The sequence below is a fragment of the Dyella sp. OK584 genome, from assembly GCF_057787755.1.
Map to the genome: position 1 here is coordinate 3,281,028 of NZ_CM173542.1, position 15,603 is coordinate 3,296,630.

At 59.1% G+C, this 15,603-nt stretch carries 13 protein-coding genes and 1 pseudogene; 8 read left to right on the top strand and 6 right to left on the bottom strand.

The genetic code is table 11. The annotated features are described in order from the left end of the window. Positions 1-19: 19 nt before the first annotated feature. Positions 20-733, bottom strand: a complete 714-nt coding sequence (locus AC3CBN_RS14820; protein WP_488633777.1) for an alpha/beta fold hydrolase — start codon at positions 731-733, stop codon at positions 20-22. Then, complete coding sequence (locus tag AC3CBN_RS14825; protein ID WP_488633778.1) at positions 720-1,661, bottom strand: LysR family transcriptional regulator; 942 nt, start codon at positions 1,659-1,661, stop codon at positions 720-722. Before AC3CBN_RS14825 ends, AC3CBN_RS14820 begins: the two co-directional genes overlap by 14 nt. A gap of 117 nt (positions 1,662-1,778) precedes the next feature. Between AC3CBN_RS14825 and AC3CBN_RS14830 the strand changes: the two genes are divergently transcribed. The 5 genes and pseudogenes from AC3CBN_RS14830 to AC3CBN_RS14850 all read left to right on the top strand — a co-directional run bounded on the left by AC3CBN_RS14830 (position 1,779) and on the right by AC3CBN_RS14850 (position 6,944). Next, the gene (locus tag AC3CBN_RS14830; protein WP_488636740.1) at positions 1,779-3,185 is read left to right on the top strand and encodes an MFS transporter; all 1,407 of its coding nucleotides are present in this window, start codon (positions 1,779-1,781) and stop codon (positions 3,183-3,185) included. 64 nt (positions 3,186-3,249) lie between these two features. Beyond that, positions 3,250-4,623 carry an aspartate aminotransferase type Ic gene (locus AC3CBN_RS14835; protein ID WP_488633779.1) on the top strand — a complete coding sequence of 458 codons (1,374 nt, stop codon included), beginning with the start codon at positions 3,250-3,252 and terminating at the stop codon, positions 4,621-4,623. Next, positions 4,624-4,786: pseudogene (locus AC3CBN_RS14840) on the top strand (LysR family transcriptional regulator); the annotation flags it as partial. Between the two features lie 226 nt (positions 4,787-5,012). Further along, a complete protein-coding gene (locus tag AC3CBN_RS14845) occupies positions 5,013-6,122 on the top strand; it encodes a serine hydrolase domain-containing protein (RefSeq protein ID WP_488633780.1) in 1,110 nt (369 codons plus the stop codon). Between the two features lie 183 nt (positions 6,123-6,305). Then, positions 6,306-6,944, top strand: a complete 639-nt coding sequence (locus AC3CBN_RS14850; RefSeq protein ID WP_488633781.1) for an IS3 family transposase — start codon at positions 6,306-6,308, stop codon at positions 6,942-6,944. A gap of 117 nt (positions 6,945-7,061) precedes the next feature. Here the strand turns inward: AC3CBN_RS14850 and AC3CBN_RS14855 are convergent, their stop codons facing one another. Beyond that, entirely contained in the window at positions 7,062-7,679 is a 618-nt protein-coding gene (locus AC3CBN_RS14855) for a glutathione S-transferase family protein (RefSeq protein WP_488633782.1), read from the bottom strand. Positions 7,680-7,741: 62 nt separating this feature from the next. Beyond that, positions 7,742-9,178: a M20/M25/M40 family metallo-hydrolase gene (locus AC3CBN_RS14860; RefSeq protein WP_488633783.1), complete on the bottom strand. Its 1,437-nt coding sequence runs from the start codon at positions 9,176-9,178 to the stop codon at positions 7,742-7,744. A 120-nt stretch (positions 9,179-9,298) separates the two neighbouring features. Here AC3CBN_RS14860 and AC3CBN_RS14865 point away from each other — a divergent pair, with 120 nt between their 5' ends. Both AC3CBN_RS14865 and AC3CBN_RS14870 read left to right on the top strand, forming a co-directional pair. After that, on the top strand, positions 9,299-9,775 hold the full coding sequence (locus AC3CBN_RS14865; RefSeq protein WP_488633784.1) for an Lrp/AsnC family transcriptional regulator: 477 nt from the start codon (positions 9,299-9,301) through the stop codon (positions 9,773-9,775). 148 nt (positions 9,776-9,923) lie between these two features. Next, on the top strand, positions 9,924-11,006 hold the full coding sequence (locus AC3CBN_RS14870; RefSeq protein ID WP_488633785.1) for a pyridoxal-phosphate dependent enzyme: 1,083 nt from the start codon (positions 9,924-9,926) through the stop codon (positions 11,004-11,006). Between the two features lie 10 nt (positions 11,007-11,016). Here AC3CBN_RS14870 and AC3CBN_RS14875 read toward each other — a convergent pair whose 3' ends face one another. Together AC3CBN_RS14875 and AC3CBN_RS14880 are read right to left on the bottom strand one after the other, a co-directional pair. Continuing rightward, positions 11,017-11,391 carry a hypothetical protein gene (locus tag AC3CBN_RS14875; protein ID WP_488633786.1) on the bottom strand — a complete coding sequence of 125 codons (375 nt, stop codon included), beginning with the start codon at positions 11,389-11,391 and terminating at the stop codon, positions 11,017-11,019. 620 nt (positions 11,392-12,011) lie between these two features. Beyond that, on the bottom strand, positions 12,012-12,917 hold the full coding sequence (locus tag AC3CBN_RS14880; protein WP_488633787.1) for a LysR family transcriptional regulator: 906 nt from the start codon (positions 12,915-12,917) through the stop codon (positions 12,012-12,014). A gap of 448 nt (positions 12,918-13,365) precedes the next feature. Between AC3CBN_RS14880 and AC3CBN_RS14885 the strand changes: the two genes are divergently transcribed. Continuing rightward, positions 13,366-15,282: a dipeptidyl-peptidase 5 gene (locus tag AC3CBN_RS14885; protein WP_488633788.1), complete on the top strand. Its 1,917-nt coding sequence runs from the start codon at positions 13,366-13,368 to the stop codon at positions 15,280-15,282. Positions 15,283-15,603 lie beyond the last annotated feature (321 nt).

The window sequence follows — 15,603 nt, forward strand, 5'->3', positions numbered from 1 at the left end:
GGACGCTAGCAATCCCCGACTATGAAAGACCTTTTAGCGACTTGAGCCACTGCTCAATTTCGCAGGCCAGCGCCTCGGGCTGCTCCAGCGGAAGCATGTGGCCGGACTGGTCTATGAATCTGAGGGTCGCGTTCGGGATCGTTTCGGCAAGTTCGTTGGCTTCCTCTTGAGTCCGCAACGCGTCCTGAGCAGCTGCGATCACCAGGGTGGGACACGTCAACGATGCGGCGGCGATTCGATCACGCCTTAGGTTCGTTTGAATGGCCAGTGACTCATAGCCGAGACGCGCGCCCATCGCTTTGATCCTGTCCACCAACGCCTTGTCACCGCGCCTGTCCGGATGCAGCGACTTGCCAATCGACGCCGCACTCAATCCACGAAAGCTGGTGGCGTTGAGGGAGGCGACGGCATCGTGCTTGGGTTTTGCTTGCTCGTCGCTATCGACCCGCAAAGACGTGGCAATCAGGATCAATGCGGCGACTCGGTTTGGGTACAGCTCCGCCACTTTTCGGGCGATGTATCCCCCCAAGGAGAATCCGACCAGAACGAATCGCTCGGGTGCCGCCCTTGCGACGCCTTCCGCGATCGCCTGGATCGTCGCCCCCGGCGCCAAGCGAGGGCGATGGATCGGTGCATCTTGTCCGAGCCGGGCAGCCATGTCGTCCCATAGCGATTCGTCCAACATGAAGCCCGGGAGCAACACTAGAGGGATGAATGATTTAGAGAGAACCATGCGAGTTGCCTGGGGCGAACTTGGTGTCGGCCAATTCCGTAGCCGTCTCGGTGAACTTTGTCCGGAGCCAGCGTTGGGCCGGCGCCACGTCATTGCGCCTGTGCCAATACAAGGACCAACTGAAATTGTCGCTGGAGAACGGCAGGTCACAGCGCGCCAAGCCTGCGCCGGCGCGCTCGGCAAGACGTTCGGACAGCACCGATATCATGGTCGAACTTCTCAAGAGATGAGGGACAAGCAACCAGTGCGGAACATTCACGGCAACTCTCCGGGCCTTCCCCATTTTCGCCAGTGCGCTGTCCACGTACCGGCCATCGAGGGGACTGATCGAAACCTTGATGTGATCCTGCTCCAGAAACTTCGACAGTGTGAGGCGCTTTCGAGCTAGCGGATGATGCTCCGACATGACGCACACCATCCTGTCATGGAGCAATGCGTTGCTGCGGATGGAGGAGGGCAGCTCAAGGTCCATGCTCACGGCCAGGTCGATGTCGTTGGACTCCAGCGCGCTGACCGTATCAACGGGGGGAAGATGAACCACGTCGAGCATGACGCCTGGGGCTTCGCGCTGTATCGAGCAAAGAAGTCCTGGCATGAGAAGGTAGCCAAGAACATCCGACATGCGAACCCGGAACCGCGTGGTGGATGTCCCCGGATCGAAATGGCTGGGTGACTCAAGAACCCGCTCGGCTTGCCGCAGGATTTGGCGAACTGGCTCAACGAGTTCGAGTGCCCGCGACGTGGGCTCCATGCCGAAAGGCGTTCGGATCAAAAGCTCGTCCTTCATCACATGACGCAACCTGCGCAGCGCATTGCTCATCGCGGGCTGGCTAAGCCCGATTTGCGAAGCAGCACGAGTGACATGTCGCTCCGTTAGCAGAGCATTGAGTGCGACCAAGAGGTTCAGATCTACCCGTCGAAGGTTCATCTGGATACTTCATCCGTACTATGAATGTGAATATCATCAATATTCATTGTACAGATAATAGTGGCTCTGGAATCATCAAGTTCTCAAGAACTGGGTGACCCGAAATCCTTGGCTATCGTGACCACGTCTCCACCCCGTTTGGCAGTGATCGCAGACCAGCCAGATCCCGCGCGCGAGCGCATCCTGTGCACGGTCGCGCTGATGAGCGCAGCAATCATGGCTGCGCTCGATACCACCATCGCCAACACGGCCTTACCTCAGATCGCGGCGAACCTCCGATCCAGCGAGGCAACCATCATCTGGGTCGCCAATGCGTACCAGATCGCAATGATCGCGGCCTTGTTGCCGTTTGCTGCGCTGGGTGAATCCATTGGCTACCGGAAAGTATTTGTCGGGGGCCTCATCGTCTTTGCGGCTGCATCGGCGATCTGCGGAGCAGCTTCGACACTGCCACTGCTCGTCGGCGGCCGAGCAATGCAGGGGATCGGCGCGGCGGCCATCATGAGCGTCATTACCGCCTTCATTCGCCATATCTATCCCCCTCACATGCTGGGCCGAGGGGTTGGAATGAACGCGCTGTTCGTCGCGATCGGCTTCACTCTGGGACCCGTTATCACCTCGGCGGTGCTGACGGTCGCCAGTTGGCACTGGTTGTTCTTTATCAATCTGCCTATTGCGGCCCTATCCATCGCGCTGTCCTTGCGGCACTTGCCAGATGCCGCAGGCAGCCGGCATCGGTTCGATGCAGTGTCTGCCGCGCTATGCGCCGCATTCCTGACCGTGTTCACCCTGGGGTTGTGCTCGGTCGAGAACGGGGGAGGAGCAGGCTTCGCGATAGGCTCGGTGGCCTTGGCCGGCCTCTGTCTTGCGTTGCTGCTGCGCAAGCAACGAGGCCATCAAGCACCAATGCTGGCCGTGGACCTGATGAGCATCCGAGTTGTCCGGCTCTCGTCGCTCACCTCGATCTGCGCATTCACCACGCAGTCGCTCGCGCTGGTTTCCTTGCCGTTCTTCCTTCAGCGGTCGCTGGGTGTGTCGGTGGTCGGGACAGGATTTCTCCTTGCCGCTTGGCCGTTCGTCGTCGCGCTCATGGCGCTGATTGCGGCCCCGTTGAGTGACCGAGGCCGGCTCTCGCCGGGCGTGTTGTGCAGCGTCGGCCTCCTTGCTCTGACAGTTGGAATGTGGGCATTGGCGACGATGCCTCACGACGCCACAGAGGCCAGCGTCGCTTTGCGTCTGGCGCTGTGCGGCGCCGGATTCGGCCTCTTTCAGGCTCCCAACGTGCGCGAAATTATGAGCAAGGCCCCCGCGAATCGAAGCGGCGGCGCCAGCGGTTTGGTGGCGATTTCACGTTTGATGGGGCAGACCTGTGGCGCCGCCCTGGTCGCCCAGTGTTTCCACTGGTGGCAGGCCGCAGGGCCGGTGATGGCGCTATGGCTTGGAGGCAGCTGCGCCCTTCTCGGTAGCGTGTTCAGTGTGATGCGCTTGCACGGGAACGACAGCAGCGGGGCCGTCGGCCCATGAAGCCTCGCTTCCACCCATTGCATTGTTTATAGGCCGCTTTCGCTTTCTACACCAAGGACCCGCCATGACCCACTCCCTCAACAGCCCCATAGCCGAAACAAGATCGCTGGACTTCCTGCGGACCATCAGAGCAAAGGCCGAGCGCCGCATCGTGGAACTGGGAAAGCTGAATCTGCGGATCGACATGTCCAGGGGCGTGCCTTCCCCGGAGCAACTGTGCCTGTCGGATGGTCTACTCGACGCCGCGTTGGTCGAGCCCCCGCTGTCCGCCGATGATCTAGATTGCCGCAACTATGGTGGACACAAAGGGATACTGGACGTTAGACGGCTGTTCGCTCCGCTGGTCTGCGTTCCAGAAGACCAGGTGATTGTGCATGGGAATTCCAGTCTTTCGTTCATGTACGAATGTCTGGCTTTGGCATGGCGAAAAGGCGTTCCCGGCGGCAAGGCACCCTGGGCCGAGCAGGAGGGTGGCGCGGCATTCATATGCGTGGTTCCGGGTTATGACCGGCACTTCTCCATGTGCGAGGACTTCGGCATCCGCATGCTCCCCGTCCAAATGCTGGACGATGGACCGGACGTTGAGGCCACCCGCAGGCTGGTTGCCAATGACCCGACGATCAAGGGCATGTGGTGCGTGCCCAAATACAGTAACCCGACGGGTACGGTGTATTCGGAAAGCGTCGTCGAGGCCCTGGCCTCGATGCCAGCCGCCGCGCCCGATTTCAGGCTGTTTTGGGACAACGCCTATGCGGTGCATCCCTTGGCGGAGACAGACCAGAATGTTGCCGACCTGTACGGCGCGTGTGTCCGCCACGGAAATGCCGATCGCGCGCTGATCTTCACATCGACCTCGAAGATGACCCATCCCGGCGCGGGCATCGCGATACTGGGCGCGTCTCCGGCCAACGTGCGATGGTGGCTGGCGGCTGCGGCACTGCGAAGCGTAGGCCCCGACAAGCTCAATCAGCTTCGTCAGGCGCGGTTCCTTAGGGACTTGGACACGATCAAGACTTTGATGGAAAAGCATCGGCGTCTGCTCGGGCCAAAGTTCGACCGTGTGCAAGAAATCTTTGAACGTGAATTGCGCCCAAGTGGTCTTGCGCGTTGGACAGAGCCGGGCGGTGGCTACTTCATCAGTCTGGAAGTGGTGCCTGGCACCGCCAAGCACGTCGCCAGTCTGGCCCAATCGCTTGGCGTGACCTTCGCCAAGCCAGGGGCTTGCTTTCCCTACGGCAGGGATCCGCAGGACGCGCAGCTGAGGATAGCCCCCTCGTATCCAGCGCTGGATGATCTCTCGATTGCGGTTGAAGTTATCGCGGCATGCGTTCTCAAGGCCGGCGCCGACGCGATCATTGGAGAATTAGAACTCATGGGCGAAGCCAGCCCACAGCACTCTCTGAAGAACGTCGCGTCTCGCCTAGTGTCGGGAGGGTGAATTGAGTTTCGCCATCTACGCTGCTTTCCGGCTCTTCGCTCGTGCGGCCGAGCGGTTGCATATCGAGCAATCGCCGCTGTCGCGTGCCATCAAGGAATTGGAGGAGGAACTGGGAGCGCAGCTTTTTTCCCGCACCACTCGCAGCACTCGCCTGACTCGTGCCGCCTGGCCCCACCGTTGCTCAAATCGGCCATGAAGCCCGGAGATGTTCGTCTGCCGGCTCGGCGGATAACGAATCAGTTCCGCAAGGGATTTCTAACTGCCGTCCTCAATCCCAAGGGAAGGATGGTCTATTTCGCGATCCTTCCTCAGTTCATGCGACATGATCAGTCGGCCGCCTTGCAGGCGCCGGTCCTCTCTACGATTTTCATTGGCCTACGAATCATCATATGAAAAGAACACTCGGTGTTTGCGCGCTGCTCGTCTGGGTTGTGCCTTCCTTCGCTGCGGACCGTTGCCTGATGAAGGCTACCGGCAGCGCGCCCGAAATTTCAGAGCTCCATGCCCAGATCGTTGTCTCCACGCTTTCGCGTCTCGGAGGACGGGATACCGAGGTCTTCCAGGCGAAGCCACCCGGGGCGAGCAAGATTACGGGGGCCGAAGGGTTTCGGATTGCGAGTATTACCAAGACATATGTGGCAGCCACCGTGCTGAGGCTATGGGAGGACGGCAGGATTGATCTTCAGTCCCCGATAACGCAATGGTTGCCGGCAGATTGGTTAGAGTTGCTCGTTCGTGGTGGCTATGACCCGAGCAAGATTACGGTTCGCCATTTGTTGACCCACACCTCAGGGTTGGCCGATCACGCACAAGCGCCTCAGTTCATGGAGACGATAAAGGCCGATCCGCAGACAGTATGGTCGAGGTCTTCGGACATACAGCGTCTGATCGAATGGACTCATCCAGTGGGGGCTCCTGGCGAGCGGTATTCTTACTCTGATACGGGCTATGTTTTGCTGGGTGCGATTGTCGAACGAGTAACCGGAGAGAGTCTACCTAGCGCGGTGCGCAAGGAACTAGCATTGGACAAGCTCGGGGTTCCAAGCACCTATTGGGAACAATACGAGCCCGCAAAGGGGCGTGTGCGGGCGCATCAGCTGTATGAGGGCATCGACACCTACAACTGGAGTCCTACCATGGACCTCTATGGCGGCGGCGGCATTGTGGCCTCGACGAAGGATTTGACGACCTTCTTCAATGCCTTGCTCGGCGGGAGAATTTTTCGCCATCCAGAAACACTAGCGCTTATGAAGTCGAGTGAGGGCCTGCCGCAGGGCAGCCCTTATCGATCAGGTGTGTTCGCATACGATTTTGAAGGCGTTGCAGCGATAGGGCACTCGGGCTTTTGGGGCACTATCGTTGCTCAGGAGCCAATTTCTGGACAAACGATCGCCGGAGCCGTAACTGATCGATCCGACTATCCGCGACTTAAGGCGATCGTCACTCGCTATCTTCACGAGGCCGCTGCTCAAGGTGCGGAGCCCGCTTGCAATAAATGATGCGCCTGGTCGGCACAGCGCCGAAAAACACGCGGGCAACTCCACTTTCGACTGACAGCATCAATATGTTTACCACTCGGTCCGAAAGTGGCGATGCCCGTTTCCTGTCACCCAGGCTCGCCGAGATCAACTCGTTGCTTCACTGGGCCCGTGATAACGCCACCGTCGCTCAGGCTTTGGATCATGCTCCGGCGGGAGGGGTGGAAGGACGGACGTAACCGGGTTCATCGGCTCTACCGCCTGGAAGGCCTACAGGTCCGCATGCGCCCGCGTCGAACGAAACGACTAAGCCTGCATCGCGGTGCCGTGCCCAAGCCAATCGCCGCGAACCAGTACTGGTCGGTGGACTTCGTGCACGATCAGCTGGCGACGGGCCGCAAGTGTTGGGTGCTCACCGTAATCGATCAGTGGAGTCGCGAGAGTGTGTTGCTGGAGACCCAGTTCGCGTTGACCGGACAGAGCGTCGTCGACGTCTTGGAAACGTTGTCCCGATCGCGACCGCCTCCCAAGGCCATCACGGTTGATCATGGAACCGGATTCACCTCGAAGGTACTCGATGCTTGGGCCTATCAGCGAGGGGTAAAGCTGGACTTCATTCGGCCTGGAAAGCCCACGGAAAACGCGTTTATCGAAAGCTCTAACGGTCGCCTGCGCGACGAATATCTCAACGTCTTTGACTTCGTGTCACTGGAAGATGCGCAGACACGAATCGACCATTGGTGGCTGGATTACAATCATCACCGTCCGCATGACGCACTCGGCAAACTGACCCCGAGTGAATTCGCGCGAAGAGGTCAGATCACTGCCACAGAAGTGGCCTAGCTCCAGTTTTAAATGCTTCAACAATCGAGACGAAGTCAGTGCCAATGCGCCCTTCGGAGGTAAATGGCAGTGCTCGCCAAGCGACATCGCGCAGCGAGCATGCCCAGGGGACTTTACTTAGTCGTGCGTTTCACCCGAAAGCGGTGTAGCGCGCATCGACGGCCTATTCTCAAACTCATCAAACCAGGAGGCGAGCCGTGGATGGCCCTCGCGAAACGTAGGTAGCTCCCGAAACGCGATCCAGCTCAACGTCGTGGCCAAGGCGATATGACCGATGTGAGTCGGTGACGCCGTATCTAACTCGCGTTCAAGCCAGTCATAGCTGGTTGTTAGCTTCTGGATATAGCCGTCACGCAACAATTCATATCGGAACGCCTCGGGCCTTCGCGTTGTCTCCCAGCGGATGGCAATGCCGGCGTCGGCAAGACCCTGTGCAACGGCCTGAACGCGCAACGCCTGCCACTTCGCCTCCTCATCGGCGGGAATCAGCTTGCGACCGTCATGCAAAGTATCCAAGTAGGCACAGATGACATCAGAGTCGAAGATTGACATCAGCCCGGGCCGTATCAGGGCGGGTACCTTTCCAAGCGGATTTTCGGCAAAGACAAGCTCATTGCGTTGCAAGGGGCTAGTTTCGTGATGGATGACTTCGAGCCGGTCGGCGATGCCAGCTTCATAGGCAAATACAAGAACTTTTCGCGCATAAGGCGAATGTGTTTGATAGAGGAGTTTCATCGTCGTCAATGGTGGTTGATGGAACCGGACAGTGAGCTCGGTTGGAAGATCCAGCTGTCGCACTAAATTTCAACTTTCCCAAGCGTGAAGTTTTGGTCGCGCGCACCACTTAGCACTTGCGCGACGACTTCGGTGATTCGCTTGGCAGTTGGTACGTGCAGAAACTCATTTGGCCCGTGTGCATTGGATTGCGGCCCAAGCACGCCAGTGACAACGAATTGCGCCGCGGGAAACCGGTCACCTAGCATTGCCAAAAATGGAATGCCGCCACCTCCGCCCATCAGCGCTCCAGGTAGCCCAAAGGAACGATGCGACGCCTTGTCCAGGCTCGCCTGAAGCCATGGCGATGTCGCTGGTGCATGCCATCCCTTAGAAGCCATATCGATGTGAAACGTTACTTCGCATTGGTAGGGTGGATTGGACTCGAGAATCGCCTTCATCCGCCGCGCCGCAGACTCAGGCTCCAACAGAGGAGGGAGGCGGAGACTGAGCTTCAGTGTGATGAATGGCTGCATGACCGCTGCAGCATTCATTACCGCCGGGAGGCCATCGAGGCCCGTGATGGTCAACTGCGGGCGCCAGGAACGATTGAGCATCAGCTCTGAGACATCGTCGCAGATTGGCGTCATGCCCTTGGGTAGCGGCAATGAATCATAGAATGCGGAACCCAGTGCAGCTGCTGCATCAGCGGCTTGCTGCTGGCGGTCATCGGGGATGTTCACATGGAAGTCTGGGACAACCTTGCCGGTGACCGGATCTTCCAGACGCGATAGCAATTGGCAGGCTATTCGAAAAGGCGATGGAACCACGCCTGATGCATCGCCTGAATGCACACCTTCGTTGAGCACGCGGACTGTCAGCTTGCCCGCCACTTGGCCGCGAAGAGACGTTGTCATCCAAAGCTGATCATAGTTGGCACAACCGGCATCAAGCGCAATGATGACCGAAGGCACGCCGATTTCTGATGCGAGGGATTCGATGTAGTGCGGTAAATCTTCGCTTCCCGATTCCTCACAGGCTTCGATAAGGATCATGCATCGCGGATGTTCGAGGCCTTGCTCCCGTAGTGACCGAATGGCTGCGATCGCGCTGAAGATTGCATATCCGTCGTCCGCACCGCCGCGCCCGTACAGGCGGTCACCTTCCATGACGGGGGACCAGGCACTTCGTCCGGGCATCCAGCCATCCATGGGTGGCTGCTTGTCGAGGTGACCATAGATGAGCACGGGTGAACTTCCTTCCCCAGGGACGTTCACGAAGATGACCGGAGTGCGCCCCGGCAGCGTGACGACGTCCACCGTGGCGTTCGGCACATCACGGAGTTGTTCGCGAGCCCAATGCGTCAACAAAGTCACTGCGCGATCCATGTGACCATTTTCCGCCCAGGCGCTATCGAATGCGGGGGACTGGCAGGGGATGGCAACGTAGGCAAGCAGGGCAGGCGTGATGTCTACCTCCCAAATATGGTCGATACAGATACGTAACTTTGCGAAGTCCATGGATTGCGCCGAGGTGATGAGGTTACGATCCTAGGGGCGCTACAACGCATATTCATGGCAACATCTGTATCTGCTTCGCTTTTTTTCTGCGTTTCAGTCAGCGCTAAGGACCCGTCGTAAATGGAACTGGACAGATTCGATCGTCAACTCCTGAATCTAGTTCAGGAGGATTCGGGGCTAACGGCGGAGCGTCTGGCCGAGCAGGTCTTCCTTTCACCATCGGCAGTGCAGCGACGACTCCGTCGCATGCGCGAGCAGGGCGTGATCATCAGGGATGCAGCCATTGTCGATCCCAAGAAAATTGGGAAGCCGACCTTTTATGTCGTGTCGCTGCAGGTCGAGCGCGAGAGGCCAGAGCTGCTCTCGCAGCTTCGCAATTGGATGGCAGCCCAAGCGCATATCCAGCAAGCATTTTACGTAACAGGCGAGGCAGATTTCGTCCTGATCATTACTGCGCCAGATACGGAAGTCTATGATGAGCTTATGTCACGCTTGGTTAGTGAAAACCCGAATGTGAAACGCTTCACGACCAATGTTGCTCTGGGTATCGTCAAGCGTGGTTTGGCGATACCCGTTCCGCTTCAGATCGATGACTAGGCCGCGGTCGTAGCAGGCCTTAGCTTCCACGTGGATGTGAGCGCATTTGGCGTTTCTTAAGCGTCGACATTGTCAAACACACTTATTCTCTGCAAAAGCGCCGACAATATTGCGGCCAAGTTTCGACGCACTCCGGCAGACTGAATGCATGAACGAATCGCAATTGCATGCTGACGCGGCGGCGGCCACATTTTTGTGGGGGAGTTACCGGCCTACGCAACTGATCGACCTCCCGGCGCTTGCGCGCAAGGCTAAGGTAGGGCGCGTTGTCGTTAAGGTGGAGGGAGGGCGCCCATTCGGCAATTTTAAGGTGCTTGGCGGCATGATTGCCGGGTTATGCGCACTCGCGCGTGCTGTCGGCGCAACGTCCATAGAAGAACTGCTCTTAAGTCAAATCGGGCGGGAAACGTTGCCCCGGCTGATTTGCGCTAGCGACGGCAATCACGGCTTGGCCGTAGCGGCGGCGGCGCGGCGCGCGGGTGCGAGCGCTTCCATTTATCTTCCGATGAGCGCGAGTCCATACAGAGCGGAGCGGATCGAGGCTCAAGGTGCCGACATCATTTGGATTGAAGGAACGTATGACGACGCCGTCATTGAAGCTACGGACGCAGCATTGCGTGGTGATGGCCTGCTCATAGCAGACACAAGCGCCGACCCTGAAGACATTGTCGTCAGCGATGTCATGGCGGGATATGCACTGCTCACTAGAGAGCTTGTCACGCAATTTCAAGAGAAATTAGCCGGCTATCCCACACACCTGTTTGTTCAAGCTGGGGTGGGTGGCCTGGCAGCAGCCATGGCGGACGGTCTTTGCGACCTCATGGAGGGTCCTGGACAGCTCATCATTGTCGAGCCGGCCTCAGCCGCATGCGTAGGTCATGCGCTGGCGATAGGGCGGCCAGAACGCATCAGGGGTGATCTACACACATCCGCGGAGATGCTGGCATGCGGTCTCGTGTCAGCTTCGGCGTTGAGGACACTGCTGCGGCACGAGGCTCGTTCGGTCGTTGTAAACGAAGAACAGCTACAGAGCGCAGTGGACGTATTGCGTGATGCGGGTGGCCCCGCCACGACACCTTCTGGTGCTGCGGGTCTCGCTGGATTCCTTAAAGTGGCGACCGAGCCTGCGCTACGTCTAGCGCACGAACTTGATGCGGATAGCACAGTGCTGCTCGTCGCCACCGAAGGTGTCTTCACTGGCATGGATCAGGAACGGCTGTCGCCCCCATAGTCGTTGCCGCTCAATGATTGTTCACAGCAACCCAATGTGCGACGCCTGACGTCAGATTTGCCGTCCGGACGAATGGCGCGAGTGTCACGACGATGTGCAATTCGAGCTGAGCCTGTTCGCCCTGATAGCTCGCAAGCCAGCGAGTGAATGCACGCAGAGTTTGTGGAGTGATGGCGATCGAGCGAAAGCTGGCACCGGGGGCGATCAACCGATTTTGACGCATTCGCCAGCCCGACCAGGGGCCGGCGAAATCATGGGTACACGTCAGTTGGTCGTGCAGCATGGCCGCAATCTCATGTACTGAGATGATGCGGCCGGCTCGCGTGGTGAATTCTTGGCGATCTTCGTGGTAGACCCAGTTCAAACGGGTACGGCGGCGAGGCATGAACGCATTCCGTGCGTGAGGGAGCGCAGCCATGCGAGCGCTGTGCCAAGCCATTTCCGGGCACGTTTAAGTTCGCATAATGTATATTATGTCAAATTGCATAAGATGGCTGCGAAGCCTCGGCACGCGCCTTGCCTCTGTTGTCGTCTGTCCTTATCCCCTAAGAATGGAGACATCCTGCCGGTAATCGTGTTCCATCTTGCCGGTAACGATAATGACAACTCTCCAGCGGCGCAGGATCCAAGCCGAAGTCAGTCATTGCCGAAACTTCGCGCCTTTGTCGATTTCGCCACCCAGCGAATGCGAAGGGAGTTCAAGCCGGATGACTACCTGCCGAACCCCGTGCCCTACCCCCGATAACGATCCCTAATCGCCAGCGGGGCACGCGGCCGCTCGAGTCATATGGAGACTCAGCGGATGCTGCAGCCAGGTGCGCGGCAGGATGGAAATCCTGCAAAGCCTGCCCTTCTGAGCCTCAGGTCCCGCAGGACTAAATGCCATACTTTCAGTGCCCCGGCAGTGGCGCGCCGGGGCCTACGCAATTCGTGCTGACCGGGAGCTCTGGCAGTACGGACAGGGATCTCAACTCCAACGTCGTAAGTTGCTCCGTGCGCTCCTCGTTACCCTCGCCTCCACGGGGGCGGCGAGAGGGTCGATCGCATCATCGCGAGAAATGCAGAAGTACGCGCGCTGCGTCCGAGGCGCACACCGGGTATGGCAATGACATTCGCCGAGGGCGGCTCCCAGCCTGCGAGGGCAATTTGAAGGTCGCCGCGGCGCAGATCGTTCGCAACGTCCCACTCGGAGCGAATCGCGACGCCAAGGCCCGCCCGAGCCCAGTCGCGGATCACCGTGCCATCGTTGGTCGACATCGTGGGCCGTATCCGGATCGAGGTCGCCCGCTTGCCTTTGCTGAGGCGCCAGAGAGTCACGTCCTCGTCGTTCTCGCGGAGCACCAGGCAAGGGTGGCCGAGAAGGTCTTCTGGCGAGCGAATCGGCGGAGCGTTCCGCAAGTAGTTGGGGCTTGCGCACAGCACGCGCCGGTTCTCGGCGAGCGTCGTGACAATTACGTTCGGGGCCGGAGACGGACCGATGTGAACGATGATGTCGTAGGCGTCCAATAGGCGGGCACTGGGATGGTCCGAGAGATCGAGCGTCAGCGTCACCTTGGGATGCACCCGGGCGAACTCGGCGGCGATCGGCGCGATGTGCGTTCTTCCGAAGCCGGTCGGTGCGACGACGCGGAGATGTCCACTCACAACGCTGGCTCTATCTCGTAGCGCCTCCATGAGCGTCTCGATCGCGCCAGTGACGGCGGCCCCGTGCTCGGCGACCATGGCGCCGTCATCCGTCATGGCCAAATGGCGACTGGAGCGATCAAGCAGCCGCACGCCCGCACGCGCCTCCAGGGTTCGCAGCCGCTGCGTCACTGCCGACGGGGTGATGTCAAGCTTGCGAGCTGCCTCCGCGAGTGAGCGAGATCTCGAGATTGCGAGAAAGAACGCCAGGTCATCCGAGTTCAACATTAAGTTCAACCTTAATAGAGGATCGCATCGTCATTAATTGTAGCTTCCCGCAGAAGTTGCAATGATGTGAGTGGATGGTTGGTAGTGAGCGAAAGCAACCCGTCGCTGCGGATCGTCGAATGAGCGGCAGTCGCTCGACACGCTACAGGCACCCTGCTGCTTGACCCTCGACTTCGACCGGATGGATAGATGGAAATACCCGACACCCCCATGACCGGCTGAATCCATGGCGCCTGATCGAGATCGAAGAGATCACTTTGGCGAGGAAAAAATGAAGAGATGCGTCTTCGCCTTTGGGCTCATGATGGCGGTAGCAAACCCTGCCCTCGCCCGCACCTTCACTCAGTCAGATCTGGCTTACCTAACTCAGATCGGTGGTGTCACCGTCTCGAGCGACGGTAGGTGGCTCGTGTGGGACGAGTCCTCGGAGGACTCGCGTACGAAGCGAATGCAACACGCACTGTGGCGCCTTGATCTCGCAAGAAGCGGCGGTGAGCCCGAGAGAGTCACCTTCCTCGATGACGCCGCACCGTCTGCTCCCGAGTTCGGGGCAGACGGTGCGCTGTACGTCCTATCGGAACGGCCGTCGGCGACTCCGGCGATCTTGCGGATCTCGATGGACGACACTCGGCCAACGGCGGTGTTGGCGGCCGACGGTCTCGCAGGATTTCGGATCTCTCCCCGTAGCGATGGCGTTCTTGTCTGGGCGGATAGACCGCCGCATGCGCGATTCCTCGATGACAAGGGCGGAGCCTCCAACGCCACCGGCGGCGCGCGGATCTTCGATCACCTCCCCATAAGGCACTGGAATCAATGGGCGGATGGCAACCGATCCCAGTTGTTCCTGGTGCCCCTGCGCAACGGACAGGCAAATGGACCAGGTTGCGCGATCGCACCCACTCTCGTCGGAGACGTTCCATCAAAACCGAACGGCGGAAAGGAGGAGACGACGTGGGGTCCGGACGGAAAGACGATCTACTTCTCGCTGCGAGTCGCGGGTCGGATCGAGCCGCTGTCGACCAATTCGGACATCTACGCCGGGTCCGCCGACTGCTCGAATGGTCCGATCGACTTGACCGCGGCGAACGCAGCGGCGGACGAGTTGCCGACGGTGTCGCCCAACGGGCAGTGGCTGGCGTGGCTCGCGGCCTCGCGACCGGGATACGCCGATGACAGGCGCGTGATATGGCTTCGCGATTTGGCGACGGGATTGGTTCGCCCGCTCACACAAGCATGGGATCGATCTCCGGACGCCATTCTTTGGTCTCCCGATTCAAGAACGCTCTATGCCACTGCCAGTGACACGCTGGACCATCCTGTCTTTAGCGTTGGTGCAGCAGATGGGATCGTTCGGCGGCTGACAGCTTCTGGGCATGTCACGCTGATTGCAGCCGAGCCCGACGGGTCGCTGATTCTCAAGAAGGATGGCCTGACAGAGCCGCCGGATCTGTGGCGTCGCAGCGCTGAGGGAGAACTCAAGAGACTCACGAACGTCAACGCCACAAAACTGGCGGGCGTGGACTGGCCACATGTATCCCGGTTCAAGTTTGTCGGCGCAGGGGGCGACGAGGTTTGGGGCTTGGCGCTACGCCCACCCAAGCTGGCACGAGGCAAGAAGGCACCCGTCGCGCTTGTTGTTCACGGCGGCCCGCAATCCACTCTCGGCGACATTTGGTATTCGCGATGGCCGTTGAATTTGGCTCTCTACGCGGAACATGGGTATGGCGTGGTGTCGATCGACTTCCATGGAAGCACGGGGCACGGCCAGACGTTCACCGACTCGGTCAATCGCGACTGGGGTGGCATGCCCCTTGAAGACATCCAGCTTGGTCTGGCGGCAGCGATCGAGCGCTTCGATTTCCTTGATGGGGATAACGCCTGCGCCGTCGGCGCCTCATATGGCGGCTACATGATGAACTGGATTGAAGGTCATTGGCCACGCCGATTCAAATGCATCGTCCAGCATGACGGCATCTTCGATGAGCGTGGTATGACTTACGAGACGGACGAACTGGCCGAGGATCACTGGGACTTCGGAAACAAGCCGTACTATGCCGACCCCACTGAATACGAGCGCTGGAATCCTGTCAACGCTGTTGCCAATTGGTGGACGCCTCAACTCGTGATCACAGGCGAAAAGGACTTCAGAAGTCCGACCGGACAAGCCGTGGCAGCGTTTACGGCGCTACAGGAGCGAAACATTCCCTCCCGCTTGCTCGTATTCCCTGACGAAGGCCATTACGAAGTAAAGGCAGTAGACAGCATTCAGTGGTACGACGAGGTCTTCAAATGGATGGACGAGTGGACATCCAAGGGCAACGGGAGCGCAACGCAGCCAGTCCGTTCGGTGAGGTCGGGACGGTGAAAACTTTGCTCTTCGGGCTCCATCTCGGCATCTATTGGCGCCGCGTGGGCCCGGCCAAAACGTAAGGCTGGATCGGAGCGCATAAAGCCACAGCGAGCCCCTCCCCTACCCCCGATAACACGGGCTAATCACCCTGCCCCGAATATCCGCATGCGGCCAAGTGCGAATTCTGAGATGTCCACTATGGGTTGCGATTTCAGCCGGTGGACGCAACACACGATAGACGCGCAAGCAGACATTCCATGATCTGCCTTTCACGAGCGGTGCTGGCGCCTTTAGCCGAATACGGATCCGCTTCCAAATCGAAAACTAGACGAGATC

What these genes read in the sequence shown, in the direction of transcription:
- AC3CBN_RS14845 (WP_488633780.1), top strand. Translation starts at nt 5,013, where the DNA reads ATGAAAAGAACACTCGGTGTTTGCGCGCTGCTCGTCTGGGTTGTGCCT.
- AC3CBN_RS14860 (WP_488633783.1), bottom strand. Translation starts at nt 9,178, where the DNA reads ATGGACTTCGCAAAGTTACGTATCTGTATCGACCATATTTGGGAGGTA.
- AC3CBN_RS14855 (WP_488633782.1), bottom strand. Translation starts at nt 7,679, where the DNA reads ATGAAACTCCTCTATCAAACACATTCGCCTTATGCGCGAAAAGTTCTT.
- AC3CBN_RS14850 (WP_488633781.1), top strand. Translation starts at nt 6,306, where the DNA reads ATGCTCCGGCGGGAGGGGTGGAAGGACGGACGTAACCGGGTTCATCGG.
- AC3CBN_RS14875 (WP_488633786.1), bottom strand. Translation starts at nt 11,391, where the DNA reads ATGCCTCGCCGCCGTACCCGTTTGAACTGGGTCTACCACGAAGATCGC.
- AC3CBN_RS14870 (WP_488633785.1), top strand. Translation starts at nt 9,924, where the DNA reads ATGAACGAATCGCAATTGCATGCTGACGCGGCGGCGGCCACATTTTTG.
- AC3CBN_RS14820 (WP_488633777.1), bottom strand. Translation starts at nt 733, where the DNA reads ATGGTTCTCTCTAAATCATTCATCCCTCTAGTGTTGCTCCCGGGCTTC.
- AC3CBN_RS14865 (WP_488633784.1), top strand. Translation starts at nt 9,299, where the DNA reads ATGGAACTGGACAGATTCGATCGTCAACTCCTGAATCTAGTTCAGGAG.
- AC3CBN_RS14885 (WP_488633788.1), top strand. Translation starts at nt 13,366, where the DNA reads ATGCAACACGCACTGTGGCGCCTTGATCTCGCAAGAAGCGGCGGTGAG.
- AC3CBN_RS14825 (WP_488633778.1), bottom strand. Translation starts at nt 1,661, where the DNA reads ATGAACCTTCGACGGGTAGATCTGAACCTCTTGGTCGCACTCAATGCT.
- AC3CBN_RS14880 (WP_488633787.1), bottom strand. Translation starts at nt 12,917, where the DNA reads ATGTTGAACTCGGATGACCTGGCGTTCTTTCTCGCAATCTCGAGATCT.
- AC3CBN_RS14835 (WP_488633779.1), top strand. Translation starts at nt 3,250, where the DNA reads ATGACCCACTCCCTCAACAGCCCCATAGCCGAAACAAGATCGCTGGAC.